We start from the raw sequence: 14,641 nt of genomic DNA, 5'->3' as shown, positions 1-14,641 counted from the left end.
ATGAAAGGCAAGGATATTCTACCATGTCTCGCAAGCTAATTCGTGTAGCCATCTATGCGCGATTCAGTTGTGACAAACAGCGCGATGCGTCCATAGAAGATCAGCTTTATGAATGCAATAAATACGCCGAGCGCCACGGGTACACTGTCGTGATGCAATATTGCGACTACGCCATGAGTGGCAGAAGCGATGACCGCCCGAATTTCTTGCGCATGATCGAGGATGCAAAGACGGGCATGTTTGAAATAATCCTTGTTTGGAAGATGGATAGGTTCGCGCGGAACATCGAGGAGCAATACTATTACGAACACGTGCTGCGCAAGAACGGCGGAGTGACTTTCGAATCGGTGAAAGAGAACATCGCCGGTACGTCAATCGAAGCGACCAGCACGAAGGCTTTGAACGCGCTGTTCGCCGAAGTCAGATCACGGCAGAGCGCGGAAGATACGATGCGTGGTATGCTTGGCAAAGCTAGGAAGTGCCAGTACCTGGGCTATCCGTTGTACGGTTATAGCCACGATGGCGACAAGATCACGCTTGACCCGGAGAAAGCGCCCATTGCAAAACGCATCCACGTCGATTTTCTTTCGGGTGTAGCGCCGAAGCAGATACTGGATTGGCTGTTGAGTATCGGAGTGAAAACGGCGCGCGGCAAAGACCCCGGATACGGTTTCGTTGTAAGCATGTTGAAGAACGTGCGCTACGCGGGCGTATATATGTGGGGTGTAAAAAAAGACGAAGCTGGAAATGACGTGCTTGATGATCTCGGGCGACCCGTTCCCCTTGTATACATAGAAGACGGTATGCCAGCGATTGTGAGCATGTCGCAAAAGCTGTCTTGCATCGAAAAGTTGGGATTCAGAAGGCGTTTGAAGACGAATGCCGACTACCTGCTTTCCGGGAAGCTAATATGCTCCAAGTGCAAAGAGCCTATGCACGGCGAAACCGCAATTGGCGGAAGCGGCATCGAATACTGGCGTTATAGCTGCCGGGGGAAACGCAAGGCGTGCTTGGGGTCGTTCAATAAAGAGACTGTAGAACAAGGAGTTGTTTCAGGCGTGCGCGAAATGCTACGCGATGCCGCGCTGGTTGATTATCTAATTGACAGGCATATCCAGTTTAGGGATGAACGTCAGTCGAAGGCAACCATAGAAGCAGTAAGGAAAGACATAAGAGCGGTAAAAAAGCAGCGCGACAATCTTTTGTCAGCGGTCGCTGAAGGCCTTGATTTTAATCACGTAAAGCCGAAAATTGCCGCGCTCGATGCGCAAGAGCGCGCTTTGGAGAAGCGCATAGAGGAATTGAAGCGCGAGCAAAACAGTGTCAGCAGAGAAGAACTCCGAGCGTTCTTCTCTGATATGTCGAAGGGCGCGTTGTCGGACGAGCAGATCACGCTTACTTTTGTATCTAAAGTTTGGCTGTATGAAAGCACCGCCGTGGCCGTGATGAACTTTGATTCGTGCGAAAGCACGCAATATGAGATAGAACTTGCTTTGAAAAAACACGAACGGCCTGATCAACAGGCCGTTCGTGAAACTTCCAAATGGTGCCCCCGGCGCGATTCGAACGCGCGGCACCCGCTTTAGGAGAGCGGTGCTCTGTCCCCTGAGCTACGGAGGCGCGTTTGATATTGTAGCATTAATCGTCCGGCTTGCCCCGAGCTTGCAGGACGCCTTGCAGGACGCATAAAAAAAGCGATGCGCCCGAAGACGCATCGCGGAGATTCCTAGTTCTTGTTGGTGTCGTCGGTTGGCTTGGGATCCGGCGTGGGGGATGGCGTAACTGCCTGGAAGGTCACGTTCACGTTGACGTTCGCCTTCACATTCGAGATGGTGAAGGTGCCGCCTGACTTCGGCACGTCGTCCAAGCCGCTGGCCGATGCTACTTCGTAGCCGCTATCGGGCGTGATGGTGATGGTGACGCTGTCGCCCTCGGTTACCGACGAAGCGCTGGCCGAGATCTTGCCGCCTCCATTCGCGTTGACCGCGACGGAGAACGTCTTCTTCTCGGGCCCCTTGCTCAGCGTTAGCGCCACCAAGCCGTCCTTTTGCAGCTTCGAGCCTGCTGCGGGTGTTTGGGCGAGCACCGTGCCTTCCGGCTGGTCGCTGGCCTCGTAGGTGTAGTTGTCGGTATCCACGATCAGGCCTGCGTTATTCAGCGTGGTCACGGCGTTTCCGCGCGACATGCCCACCACGTTGGGAACCTCGATGCCTTCGGAGCCTAGCGACAGGTAGTACGTGACCACGGTGTCCTTGGCTACGTTCTCGCCTGCTGCGATGTCCTGGCGCGCCACGTGGTCTTTCTCGACGGTGTCGGAGTACTCGGCGGCTCCCTTTGCGTACTTCAGCCCGCTGGCCGTGAGCGCTTTCTGCGCTTGATCGGCAGTCATGCCCGTCAGATCGGGCACGGTGATCTCTTGCACGCCCTTCGACACGGTGAGGTTGATCTTAGTGCCCTTGGCCTGCTTGCTGTCGCCCTTCGGATCCTGGCTGATCACCTTGCCGGATTCGACCTTGTCGTCGAACGACTCCTCCACCTTCCCCAGCTCGAAACCGGCTCCTTCGATGGCGGCTGTGGCCTGATCCACCGTCTGGCCTACCACGCTGGGAACGGCGACCTTGTCTTTGTCGTTCCCGCTGCCCGACATGAGGGCGAACGCGATGCCGCCTACCACGGCAAGAGCCGCGATGATGCCGATGACGATGGCGATGGTCTTCTTGTTGTTCTTCTTCCCGCTGGTGTTGTTCGCGTTGTAGGAGCGCTGCGCCGCGGTGGGGGATGCGGGGCTGACGCCGCCCATCGCGGGCATGACGGCCGTGCCGTCGGCCACGCCGACGGGGGGCACCACGCCGCCCATGACCACGGTCTCGGCGCTGGTGAAGCCTTCGCCCAGGTTGACGGGCCGTCCGGCCAGGTAGTCGTTCAGCGCGAGGCGCATGTCCTTCGCGGTGGCGAAGCGGTCGGCCGGGTTCTTCGCGATGGCCTTCATGATGATGGCCTCGAGCGCGGGATCGATATCGGGGTTGATCTCGCGCGGCGGCACGGGCAGGTCGTTGACCTGCTTCATGGCCACGCTCACGGCATCGGGTCCGTCGAACGGCAAGCGTCCCGTGGCCGACTCGTACAGCACGATGCCCAGCGAGTAGATGTCGCTGGTGGCGGTGAGGTCCTTGCCCTGCGCCTGCTCGGGGGAGATGTAGTGAGCCGTGCCCAGCACCGAGGAGGTTTGGGTCATGACGGAATTCTTCGCGCGCGCGATGCCGAAGTCCATGACCTTCACGTTGCCGTCGGGCTGCACCATGATGTTCTGCGGCTTGATGTCGCGGTGGATGATGTCCAGTCCGTGCGCCACGGAAAGCGCCTGGCATACCTGCGAGCCGATCTCGGCGACTTTGCGCTGGTTGATGGCGCCGCGCTCGATGATGGCGGTTTTAAGGTCGGACCCGCGCACGAACTCCATGACGATGTAATAGGTGCCCTCGTCCTGACCCCAATCGTACACGTTCACGATGTAGGGGCTCTGGAGGTTGGCTGCAGCGGCGGCTTCCTGCTTGAAGCGCTGCGTGAAGTTCGGGTCGGCGGCGTATTGGGGCAGCATGACCTTCACGGCGACCAGACGGCCAAGCACGTTGTCCTGCGCCCGGTACACCTCTGCCATACCGCCGATGCCGATGCGCTCGGTTATCTGGTAGCGGTTGTTGAATACCCTGCCTATCATGTTTCCGGTCACGTTTTAGCTCCTTTAGGTTACATGCTGGGCTGTATACTTCTTCCAGACAGTATACGGGCCATCAGCATACCTTATCTACAAAAGTCCCTGAACTTCCAAAGCTGTTTTCAATACATTCTGCGCTTTAGCGGTTCCCACTCCCTCTTCGCCGTCCTCGATGACGATGGCCACCACGACGCGCGGATCCTCGGCCGGCGCCATGCCCACGAACCAGCTGTCGTTGCCGTTCTCCTTCTCGGCGGTGCCGGTTTTGCCGGCTACGTCGATGCCGGGGATGGCGGCCGCGGTGCCGATGCCGTTCTGCACGACGCCCAGCAGCACGTCGCGCACGCGTCCGGCCGTGGTCTTGCTGACGGCTTGCATCAGTTTCGTCGGAGAGGCCGAGAAGCTGCGTTCGCCGTTGGCGTTGTTCACGCTGTCGACGAGGTAGGGCTGCATGATGACGCCGTCGTTGGCGATGGCTGTGCCCACCATGGCCATCTCGAGCACGGTGGCCTGGGGGCCGGCCGGGCTCTCGCGGCCGGGGCGCGTGGTGTCTCCCACCGGCTCGCCGGCGGCTGCCCATGCCAGCTCCCAGGGACTCTTTTGCAGGTCCTCGGCCGAGGGCATGAGTGATTCGGGCGTGTACAGCGGGAAGTCGATCTCCTTGTTGAAGCCGAAGCTCTCGGCTCCGGCGACCAGCTTGTCAGCGCCCATCTCTACGCCTAGCTGGCCGAACACCGTGTTCGACGAAAGCTCGGTTGCTTGGGCCAAGGTGAGGCTGCCGTAGTTCGCTTTGTTGAAGTTAGAGACGGTTGCGTTGCCGATCTCCATGGTGCCGGGCGAGGAGAACACCGTGTCCTCGTCGGCCACGTCGTCCTCGAGCGCGGTGGCCAGCGTGACGATCTTGAACGTGGAGCCCGGTGCGTACAGCGATCCTGCCGCGCGATCGACGAGGGTGCTGTCGTCAGGGTTCGCGTTCGCCTGCTCGATGACCGCCGCGAAGTCGGCCGCGTTGTATGTGGGAGCCGAGGCCATGGCCAGGATGGCGCCTGTGTCGGGATCCATCACCACGCACGCGCCCTTGCGTCCGGCAAGCGCATCCTGCGCGGCTTGCTGGATCTTCGAGTTGAGGGTGAGCGTCACGTCGTTTCCCGCGGTGCCGATGCCGGCGAACGAGTTCAGCACGTCGGTCCACGATGCGAAGTTCTCTTCGCCTTTCAGCGTGTCGTTGTACGCCTTCTCGATGCCGGAGTTGCCGAACTGAGGCGACGAGTAGCCTACCACGTGGCTGGCCAAGTCGCCCGCCGGGTACTCTCGCTCGTAGGTGCCGTCTTCCTCCTTCACGCTGCGCGCTAACACCACGCCGTCGTACGTGGCGATGGTGCCGCGCTCCGAGCGCGCTTCTTTCGCAAGCGTATGGTTGTTTCCCGGCATGTTCTGGTAATAGTCGGCCTGCACCACCATGATGAGCGTGAGGTTCGCTACCAGCAGCGCGAACAGGGCGGAGCACAAGAGCATGCTGTGGTTCAGGCGCTTGCCCAGCGACACGCGGCCCAGTACGCTGTTGGCGTGCAGCGAGGTGGTGGCGCTGGCCATCTCCTGACCCACGCCCGTGCCCTCGTCGCCGCAGCGCAGCAGGAAGCCTACGATGATGAAGCTGGCCAAAAGCGACGAGCCGCCCTGGCTGATGAAGGGCAGGGTAAGACCCGTCAGCGGGATGAGCCTGGTCACGCCGCCTACGATGATGAACGCCTGCAGCACGATCATGGACGTGAGACCCACGGCCACAAACGAGCTGACGTCGCTCTTCGCGCGCGCCGCCGTCACGAAGCCGCGCACGGCGAAGCACAGGAACAGCAGCAGCACGCCGGCCGCGCCCAGAAGGCCGATCTCTTCTGCGATGGCCGCGAAGATGAAGTCGCTCTCAACGACGGGGATCTGTTCGGCCAGGCCGCGCCCGATGCCGACGCCGAACAAGTCGCCGTCGGCGATGGAGTAGATGGCCTGCGTCAGCTGGTAGCCCGTGTTCTGCGCATCGGCGAAGGGGTCGAGCCAGGTGTTCACGCGCACCTGCACGTGGCCGAAGGCCATGAACGCGCCGATGCCGCCGATGGCGATGAGACCCAAACCGATGACCAGGTAGAACTTCTTTCCCGTAGCCACGTACAGCATGACCAGGAACACGAAGAAGAACACGAGCGCGCTGCCCAGATCCTTCTCGAACACGACGATGACCAGCGCGATGCCCCACATCAGCAGCAGCGGCAGCAACGTTCGGATGTCGGGAAGCCTGAACGGGCCCACGCGCCAGGTGAACACCGACAGCATCTCGCGGTTCTGCGCGAGGTAGCCCGCCAGGAACAGCACGATCACGATCTTGGCGATCTCGCCCGGTTGGAAGGAGTAGCTGCCGATATGCAGCCAGATGCGGCTGCCGTAAATCTCCTGGCCGAGGCCCGGAACCAGCGGCGACAGCAGCAGCAGGAAGCCCACGATCATGAGCGTGTACTTGTAGTTCGCCACCTTGTCGAGGTTGCGCACGAACACCAGCACCAGCACCATGCACGCTACGCCCACGAACAACCACATCACCTGGCCGACGGCCAGGTTGGGCGCCAGGCTGGTGACGAACGCGATGCCGATTCCGGACAGCGCGAACGAGAGGGGCAGCAGGGCCGGGTCGGCGTTGGCGGCGAACTTGCGCACGGCGAGGTGCGCGATGACGAAGGCCACGAAGATGGCCGCCGGCACGCCGAGGGTGGTCATGTCGAGCGATTGCCCCTGGTTGATGGCGATCATGGCGAACAGCAGCGCCACCACGGGCGCCGCCACCAGCAGCAGGACGAGTTCTACATTGCGGCGCGTCACGCGGCACCGCCGTTCTTAGCGTCCGACGCATCCTTCGCGTCCGCGTTTCGGCCGCTTTCGGCGTTGCCGCCTTCCGCCTGGTTCTTGGAGCGTGCGGCGATCTCGTCCTCGTACTCCTTCACGAGAGCATCGGCCGCTTCCATGTCGTCCACGCGAATGCCCTCGTTCAGCCGGTTAGCCACGCCTGGTTGCAGATCGGCCACCGTCACGTCGGTGGTGCGTTCCAGGTGCGAGAACGACAGCCCCAGCACCGAGCCGGGAACCCCCCGATAAACGGCCACCTTGCCGTTGTCGTTTGCCAGATAAGCGGCGGTGTTCAGGTAGGTTTGCGTGCCCCAGGCGGCTCCGGCGACGATGGCCGCGAACAGCACCAGCACCAGCGCAATGGACAGCTTGGTCTTGCGCGCAAGCTTCTTACGGCGCACTTCGGCGTAGCCGGTCACGTCGGCCACGATGACGGTGACGTTGTCGTGGCCGCCCGCCGCGATAGCCTCGTTCACCAGCTGCGACGCGCAGCGCTGCGGGTCTTGCACGCGGCGCAGGGTATTCTCGATCTGGTCGTCGAAGATCATGCCCGACAGGCCGTCGGAGCAGATGAGCAGGCGGTCGCCGGTTTCGACGTTGATCTCGTAGATGTCGGGGTGGAGGTGCGCGTCGCTGCCCAGCGCGCGCGTGATCACCGAACGCTGCGGATGCGTGCGCGCCTCTTCGGGCGTGAGCTGCCCGGCCTCGATCATGTCGGCCATCAGGCTGTGGTCGCGCGTGAGCTGCTGGAGCTTGCCCTGGTGCAGCAGGTACGCGCGCGAGTCGCCTACCTGGGCGATGACCAGTCGCTCGCCTTCCAGCATGGCCGCGGTCATGGTGGTTCCCATGCCTTGGCGGCCGCGCCCTTCGCGCGCTGCTTGGATGACGGCGCGGTTCGCCTCCTCGATGGCGCGGCCGAGCGCTTCCCCGTCAGGATGTTCGGGGGCAAGTTCGGACAGCACGCGCACGGCTATCTCGGACGCCACTTCGCCTGCGGCGTGGCCGCCCATGCCGTCGGCGACGGCGAACAGGGGCGGCGTGACCACGAGGCTGTCCTCGTTGTGATCGCGAAGGCAGCCGATGTCGGTGCGGCTGCCGAACGAGGTGAGCGCCCCCTTGCGGGTGCGCGGAGTGGATTTGTACGAACGATCGGCGGCCATTAGGCGAACCTCACGCGAATGGCCACGTCGCCCACGTTCACGACGTCGTTGTTCCGAAGAGCGGTAGGCTCGGTGATGGGCTGGCCGTTCACGCCCGTGCCGTTCGTGGATCCCAGGTCCTCAACGAACAGGTTCTGCCCCATAAGCTGGAAACGCGCATGGCGGCCGGACACGTATCCGGCACCCACCACGATGTCGGCTCCGGGGCTGCGGCCCACGATGACGGGCCCGCGAACGACGATGGATACGCCGCGCAGCTCCTTCGGCCCCTTCTCCACCGAGAGGTTCCAGGTGCGTTCCTTCTTGCGCTGGCCGCGCACCAGCCCGATGCCCGTTTTCATAATTGCGAACAGGAACAGGTACAGTAGCGCGACGAACAGGAGGCGTACGATAAGAAGTACGACGTCGATCACGGGTTATCCTTCCGTTTCCGCTCAGGCTTGGGTGAACATGAAGTTCGTCATGCCGATAGTGATGCGGTCGCCTTCGGAGAGCGGCTGGGTGGCAACCTCGCGGCCGTTCACCAGGGTGCCGTTCGTGGAGCCGAGGTCGGTGATAGTCCATACGCCTTGCGGTTCGAAGCGCAGCTCGGCGTGCGTGCGCGATGCGTTCACGTCGTGCACGGCAATGTCGTTCTTCGACTCGCGGCCGATGAGCAGGCGCGCCGACGCCAGGTCGTACGCGCGGTTGTTCGTGGTGTCGATGAGGCGGGCGCGCACCGCGGCCTGCGCGGGCATGGGGGTCGCCGCTTGCTGCCCGCCGGCGAACACGACGGTTTCGGCGGCCATGCGCGGCTGGGCCTGCGGTTGCGGCTGCGGGGCGGGGTAGGGCTGCGACGTCGCGGCGCCCATACCCGCTCCGGCAACGGCGCCGGCGGCGACTCCCGCACCGGCTGCGGCTGCGCCGATGGCGAACGGATCCACGGCTTCGGGACGGTCGAGAGGCTGGATGCTGTCGCGCTGCTCGTCGAAGTCGCGGCTGTCGAAGGTGTACTCGCCGTAGTCGATGGATCGGTCGATCTCGTCTTCCGGCACGTAGGGGAGCTGCTGGGGCTGGCCGTACGCGTCCACGTTCATGGGCGCGGGCTCGTACTGGCTTTGGGGATCGTACTGGTCGTAGCCGCCGTACGGGGCGGGCGCGGGAGCCGGGGCGGCGTAGTCCTGGTTGTATCCGCCGTACTGCTGCGGAGCCGGCGCCTGAGGGCGCTGCGCGGGGTAGGGCTGCGCGGGGGCGCCGTACCCGCCGGGCGCGGGAGCGGCGGCCAGGCCGTAACGATGCATCTCCTCGGCGCGCAGCTGTGCGATGATGGGAGCGGCCACCGCTTCGGCGATGATGTCGAACTTGCCGTGCTTCAGGTCCTCGTCCACGATGAAGCGCACGAGCGGCTGGCCGTCCATCACGAGGCCCTGTTCGGAGGCCTTCGCAGTCAGGTACGTTTCCGTCTCGCCCGCCAACGTGGGGTAGTAACCCATCAGGCGGCGGTCGTCGTCCGGGTTCACTAGCACGGTGTACAGCGTGGGGGCGTACTGCTTGCCGGCGCCAACCATCTTCTCGCGGCGCATCTGCTTCTCGGCCTTTTTCGCTATCTGGACCGGCGAGATGGGAGCGTCGAACATCTTGTCGGCAGCGCCCTCGAACGTGTCTTCCATCCTGCCTTCGAATCTCGAAAGAAAGCCCATTGCATCTCCTTTAATGGTGCGTGGCTCGAACCTCGGCGGATGCCGGGTTCGCGCACGGGAGGCAACGCCGCGCTGGCGTGTTCCGCGCGATCGCGTGCCCAAACGCAACCAGGTTACTTCGTGTGTCCCTGCATATGACTATGCAATGTTCCATCTTGCCATAAACCCCCTGCCCGCGCCCCATCCTTTACGCAATCGTCATTATTGTGAAGCGGGGCTTGCGCGAGGGCGTGGACGATAGGGAAGCGGGATCTGCGAGGGTGCGGACGATTGGGAAGCAGGGGTTACGCCGGAGTGCGGGTGGCTGAGAGGCGGGGTTTGCGCGAAGGCGTGGACGATTGGGAAGCAGGGCTACGCGAGGTTGCTGACGAATTTGCGCGCTCGTTGCGCCGTGGTGCGAGCTTGCGTTTCTCCCTCGTAGTCGCGCGTCGACGGTCGGTTGCGTACCCAAAGCGGAAATACGACCCGTATTTGTAAGTTTTTCGACTTCGTGGCACGCGCGGCAATCGTTTTCCCTGGTCGAGGTGTTCGCCGATTTGTCACGGTAGTGCGTGCGCTTTTGAGATGCGGAGAAAAGCCTGGTCAGAACATCTCATGAATAAGAGGCGTTGCCACAAGGTCGAAAAATTTGCAGAAGCGCCCTCGAAAACCGTTTCTTGCTCGCGTTGACGGCGTAGCTGCAAGGGATGTCGTGCGGTTGTGCGAGCGCGAAGGCGCCTGGCGTTTCAGCGGGAGCTGGGGTGAGGCAAACCTTGCGTCGCGAACTGCACGACGGCGAAGGGGAACGCCGTGCAACCGCGCGAGCGTGTCGAGATCGTGCGAACGCGCCTGCGGATCGACGACCAGGTTTGTGCACGGAACGCGGGATTTGCGAGCGGTCGCGGAGGCCGCGCGCTGCAATCGGCGAGGGGCAAGCTCGCTATTCGGCGGGATCCGCAAGCTCGACGAGGCGCATGAGCTCCTGCTGGCTGTGGACGTTCGTCTTCTTGTAGACGTGGCGGATGTGGGTTTTCGCGGTGCCTTCCGAGATGTAGAGCTTTTCCTGGATGTACGCGGCGTTGTGCCCCTTCGCCAGAAAGAACATGATCTCCGTCTCGCGCCGGGAAAGCAGGTAGGTGTTGGCAACCGTCTCGCACTTCGCGCGGAAGCGGCCGCCTCCCTTTCGCTCTTCGCCCTCGTCTGCTCGGCGTGCGCTGCTGAGTTCCAGCAGCGAAGGGGCGCGCCGCGCGGTCGGTTCGGGTTCGGGCGCGATCTCGGCGTCAGGTGCAGGCGCGTTGGTCGCTGCCGTCGCGTTGTTTCCAGATTGCGCGGCCGCGGCGGCTCCCTCGCCGGCCGATCCCGCTTGCCCTAGCGGCCGCACGCGGTCGCTCAATTCCAACGACACGGCTTTCACCAGCGGACACGGTGCGACGATGGCCTCGATCTCGCGCTCGCGCGGCAGCAGCGCGTATGCCACCACCATAATCAGCAGCACGATGACGATGACGCCCTGTTCGCCGAACGGAAGCAGATGCACCCAGTTCGCCGCCACGATGGGAAACAGCGAACCCGCCAGCCCCGCCAGCGCCAACATGCCGCGTCCCAGGCCGAACACGTAGATGGGCGACAAGCGGAAGCGTTGCGCCAGCTCGCCGAAGAATATCCACATCAGCGCCTCGAAGCACAGGTAGCCCATCACCAAGAACATGGTGGCGAACGTGTTGTCGCTCATTTCGGAAAGCGGCAGGAAGAACAGCGTGACGGCGATGAAGGGGACGAGCGGGCGGAAGTACCGGCTCCATTTGTCGCCGCCGCCAAGGGCCACGATGGTCACGAGGATGACTACGGAGGCGAATCCGGCGGCCAGCAGCATGGCGATCTGGTCGCCTACGTTCGAGGCGGGCACGATGTACTGGATGGACGTTTGCCGCAGCGTGCCCAACGCCACGCCGAACACGAACACGGGAATGCCGAAGCGCAGGAAGAACTTGGCATGGTTCACCGGAAGCGGTTTGAAGATGGGAACCTCGTTGCGCTCGGAATACGGCGCCGGCGTTTTGTTCCAGAGGATGGCGAGCTCCAGCAGCGGGATGATGCCCGCGAGGATGCCGGCGATGGGGAACGGCCCGTAATGCAGGCCGATGGCGTACACCCCGATGGCGATGGAGATGGCGATGGACGAGTTCAGCACGATGGAAGCGCTGTCGCAGCGCGCGAACGCGACGCCCCAGAACAGAATCAGGATGGCGGAGCCGATGCCCGTCATGACGCCCGACACCGCTTCCAGCGCCGGGCCGCTGATCACGGGCGTCGCAAGCAGCAGCAACGTTCCGGCCGACATGAGCGCCGCGCCCGCCGCAAGCGTCTTCTTCGAGATGTACGTCCTCAACAGCCGCTGGTCGGTGATGCCGGCGAACAACAGGCACAGCCCGAACACGACGATGGAGACGAGGAACGGCAGCGACGCGTGGCTGCCGTACATGCCGGTGACGTAGGTTTGCGTGCCGAAGATGGTGGGCGTTCCGAACATGACGGCGTACACCCAAGCCTGGTGCAGTCCGTAGCCCACCGAGAGCAAGCTCAGGTCGCCGAACGCGGTGTCGTCGCCGAAGTCGGCGTTGACGGTGATGCGAGGAACGCGAATCCCCATGAAGCCCCCTCCTTGATTCCCTGGGCATCATCATACCGTGCAGAGGTTGTTTTTTCTAGCGAGGTGAGCGAGTCGATCAGGGTTTTGCGCTCGATGCGCAAACGTTTGATCTGGGGTAATAGAAAAATAATCCTCTGAGGATGATGTTCGGAAGGGCGCCCGTCTGCTTTCGAGGGCGTGCTGAGGCGTCGCGGTGCTGCATCGGGCCGGCTTGTGAAGAATAACGGGGCGCTTGCCGAGCCGGAACGGGAGGTGTGCGGGGGCCCGGCTGGTCGTCCGAACCCCCGCGCGGCGGATTACGCCACCGTGAACACCACGCTGTCGAAGCGCTCGAGCGGCGTGCTCTCGCCCTCGGTGCCGCTTCCGTCGAACGCGGTGTGCGTGCCCGGCTTCTGGCTGTCGGCCTTGTGCACCGTGCACGTGTACTGCTTGCCGGACAGCTCGTCCGCCAAGCTGGAGACGCTGTAGTCGTGAATGGCCGCAAGGCCGTTCTGACTGTTGCTGGAAACCACGCTCTCGTCCAGGCAAGCAGCGGCGGTGCTGCCTTCGGGAACGATGATGAGCGAGGTCTTCACGCCTCCGCCCTGAGCGGTTTCGTCCACCGTGCACGTGACCTCGATGACGCCCTTGCTGGTTGCAGCAACGTTCTCTTCGCCGTGGACGTAGTAGAACGCATAGGCAGGAACCGCGATCGAGGCGCACAGGCAGCTCAGAACCGCAACGGCAAGAATCTTCTTGCCCCAAGCTACGTTGGCCATTGGAGCTTCCTTTCCTAAGAAGCCCCGCTTCTCGCAACGCGCCCCGATTATAGGGAGCCGGCGAAGCGCGCGTCAAGGTGATTTCGCGGCCCCGGCGTATGATGCGCGCGAATCCCTGCGTAATTACGCCTTGTAGGATGATGAGCCGTCGCGCGCAGCCCCTATACTCGAACGCAGCGAAGAGAGAAGAAGGAGGAATGATGCCTACCGTATCGTTCGACGACGTGCTGGGCTTGGACGACGAGTTCGATCCTCTGATGGCCGACGATCTGGAGATCGACCAGGAGGACATGGACGACGACAACCCGCTTGATACCGTCGACTATCCCACCATGCGCAACATGCCCCAGAGCATGCAGCGCGAAGCCGTGTACACCCCCAAGCGCCAAGGCGGCGTGGAATCTGCCGTGCTGGAGCTGCTGGATCACAACCCCGGTCGCCGGCCCGTGCTGCTGAGCATCATGGGGTTGTGCCGCGGCGGGTGCGCGGCGAGCCGCGTGGCCGAGCACGTGGAAGCGGCGCAGGCCAGCAACCGCTCGGTGTACGCGCCCATGACGCTGTGCCGCATGCTCGAACGTGCCGGCGCCTTGACGTTGGAGATGCCCGAAGCCGCCGAGCCGCACGAGGACATGGAGGAGGGCGTTGCGTTTCTCGAGATCAAAGAACGCGTCGACCCTGTGTGGCGCACAACCGAAGAAGGAAGCGCGCTGTACGAGAGGCTGACGCAGGGCTCTGCGTTCCGCGACATCGTGCTCGATCGCGACAGCCGTTACGTGGAGGTGTACCGCGCGGTCATGTGCGCCGTCGACGAGCGTCCGTGCACGAAACCCGAGATAGAAGACCTGGTGGACACGTTCGACGAGGTGAAGAGCCCGCGGCGTTTCGGCGGCCATTTCATCGACATGCTGGAGCGCACCGATGCGCTGGAATGGAGCGAGCACGCGTGGCGTCTGACCGATCTGGGACGTGCGATGCTGCCTTCGGTGGAAGCAGCCGCCGCTGCGAAGAAGGAGGAGAACCATGTCTGAGGAAACCGTCGACCTGGTTGCGCTCATGAACATGCGCGCTCGAACGTACGGCCTGCTGGCAAACTTGTTCCGCGAGGAAGTGGACGCGGACTCCTTGCGGGAGCTGCAAGCCATGCGCTTCCCCACCGCTACGGGCAACGCGAAGGTGGACGAAGGGTACCATCTGCTGTACGACTATCTGAAAACCGCATGGGACGACAGCGTCACCGAGCTCGCCATCGACTTCGTGCGCACGTTCATCGGTCACGGGGTGAACGCGTACTCGGCCGCCTATCCGTACGAGAGCGTGTACACCTCCGAACGTCGCCTGATGATGCAGGAGGCGCGCGCCGAAGTGCTGCAGACGCTGCGCGAGAACGGTTTGAAGCGTGGCGCATGGAACGAGGGCGAGGACCACGTGGCGCTGGAGTTCGAGTTCATGCAACGCATGAGCCTGCGCGCGGCCGAGGCGCTGGCGGCAGGCGACGAGGACGAGGCCGTGGGGCAGTTGCGCACTCAGCGGACCTTCCTGCACGACCACCTGCTGAACTGGCTTCCGCTATTGACCAACGACATGCGGCTGTTCTCGCGCACGTTGTTCTACCAGGGGTTGGCCCAGCTTGCCATGGGCTTCGCCGAGGAGGATGCGTCCATCCTCGCCGAGCTGCTGGACAGTGTGGAAGTCGCCGCATAGTAGGTTGCCGAAACCTCTCGATATTGCCTCCCTCCCGCCGGGCCTGCAGACGATCTGCGGGCCCGGGTTCCTTTCGGGCCCCTCCGTGCAAATTTTTCGACTTCGTGGCA

At 62.9% G+C, this 14,641-nt stretch carries 10 protein-coding genes and 1 tRNA gene; 3 read left to right on the top strand and 8 right to left on the bottom strand.

Going from position 1 to position 14,641, the window contains the following annotated elements; translation table 11 throughout:
• Nucleotides 1–23: 23 nt before the first annotated feature.
• Nucleotides 24–1,586 carry a recombinase family protein gene (locus GT613_RS15725; RefSeq protein ID WP_227115343.1) on the top strand — a complete coding sequence of 521 codons (1,563 nt, stop codon included), beginning with the start codon at nucleotides 24–26 and terminating at the stop codon, nucleotides 1,584–1,586.
• On the opposite strand, the gene GT613_RS01920 is transcribed toward GT613_RS15725, so the two are convergent.
• The 8 genes from GT613_RS01920 to GT613_RS01885 form a co-directional block, all read right to left on the bottom strand.
• Nucleotides 1,545–1,620, bottom strand: a tRNA-Arg gene (locus GT613_RS01920). The two genes, GT613_RS15725 and GT613_RS01920, sit on opposite strands and share 42 nt — an antisense overlap.
• 106 nt (nucleotides 1,621–1,726) lie before the next feature.
• Nucleotides 1,727–3,718 (bottom strand): Stk1 family PASTA domain-containing Ser/Thr kinase, encoded by a 1,992-nt coding sequence (gene pknB, locus GT613_RS01915; RefSeq protein ID WP_009305396.1) that lies wholly within the window; start codon nucleotides 3,716–3,718, stop codon nucleotides 1,727–1,729.
• Nucleotides 3,719–3,805: 87 nt separating this feature from the next.
• Complete coding sequence (locus tag GT613_RS01910; RefSeq protein WP_161170793.1) at nucleotides 3,806–6,580, bottom strand: FtsW/RodA/SpoVE family cell cycle protein; 2,775 nt, start codon at nucleotides 6,578–6,580, stop codon at nucleotides 3,806–3,808.
• On the bottom strand, nucleotides 6,577–7,764 hold the full coding sequence (locus GT613_RS01905) for a Stp1/IreP family PP2C-type Ser/Thr phosphatase (protein ID WP_009305394.1): 1,188 nt from the start codon (nucleotides 7,762–7,764) through the stop codon (nucleotides 6,577–6,579). Before GT613_RS01905 ends, GT613_RS01910 begins: the two co-directional genes overlap by 4 nt.
• Nucleotides 7,764–8,177 carry an FHA domain-containing protein gene (locus tag GT613_RS01900; RefSeq protein WP_009305393.1) on the bottom strand — a complete coding sequence of 138 codons (414 nt, stop codon included), beginning with the start codon at nucleotides 8,175–8,177 and terminating at the stop codon, nucleotides 7,764–7,766. The genes GT613_RS01905 and GT613_RS01900 overlap by 1 nt, the downstream gene beginning before the upstream one ends.
• Nucleotides 8,178–8,198: 21 nt before the next feature.
• On the bottom strand, nucleotides 8,199–9,443 hold the full coding sequence (locus GT613_RS01895; protein ID WP_086414169.1) for a DUF3662 and FHA domain-containing protein: 1,245 nt from the start codon (nucleotides 9,441–9,443) through the stop codon (nucleotides 8,199–8,201).
• A gap of 919 nt (nucleotides 9,444–10,362) precedes the next feature.
• Nucleotides 10,363–12,072 carry a LuxR family transcriptional regulator gene (locus GT613_RS01890; RefSeq protein WP_009608458.1) on the bottom strand — a complete coding sequence of 570 codons (1,710 nt, stop codon included), beginning with the start codon at nucleotides 12,070–12,072 and terminating at the stop codon, nucleotides 10,363–10,365.
• A gap of 296 nt (nucleotides 12,073–12,368) precedes the next feature.
• Nucleotides 12,369–12,830, bottom strand: coding sequence for a hypothetical protein (locus GT613_RS01885; RefSeq protein ID WP_009305389.1), 462 nt, complete (start codon nucleotides 12,828–12,830; stop codon nucleotides 12,369–12,371).
• 200 nt (nucleotides 12,831–13,030) lie between these two features.
• Between GT613_RS01885 and GT613_RS01880 the strand changes: the two genes are divergently transcribed.
• Together GT613_RS01880 and GT613_RS01875 are read left to right on the top strand one after the other, a co-directional pair.
• Entirely contained in the window at nucleotides 13,031–13,858 is an 828-nt protein-coding gene (locus tag GT613_RS01880; RefSeq protein WP_009305388.1) for a hypothetical protein, read from the top strand.
• Complete coding sequence (locus tag GT613_RS01875) at nucleotides 13,851–14,531, top strand: molecular chaperone (protein WP_009305387.1); 681 nt, start codon at nucleotides 13,851–13,853, stop codon at nucleotides 14,529–14,531. The genes GT613_RS01880 and GT613_RS01875 overlap by 8 nt, the downstream gene beginning before the upstream one ends.
• Nucleotides 14,532–14,641: the final 110 nt, after the last annotated feature.

The sequence above is a fragment of the Eggerthella sp. BIOML-A4 genome, assembly GCF_009875575.1.
Classification (GTDB): Bacteria; Actinomycetota; Coriobacteriia; order Coriobacteriales; family Eggerthellaceae; genus Eggerthella; species Eggerthella lenta.
This window is presented reverse-complemented; position numbering and strand designations above follow the sequence as displayed.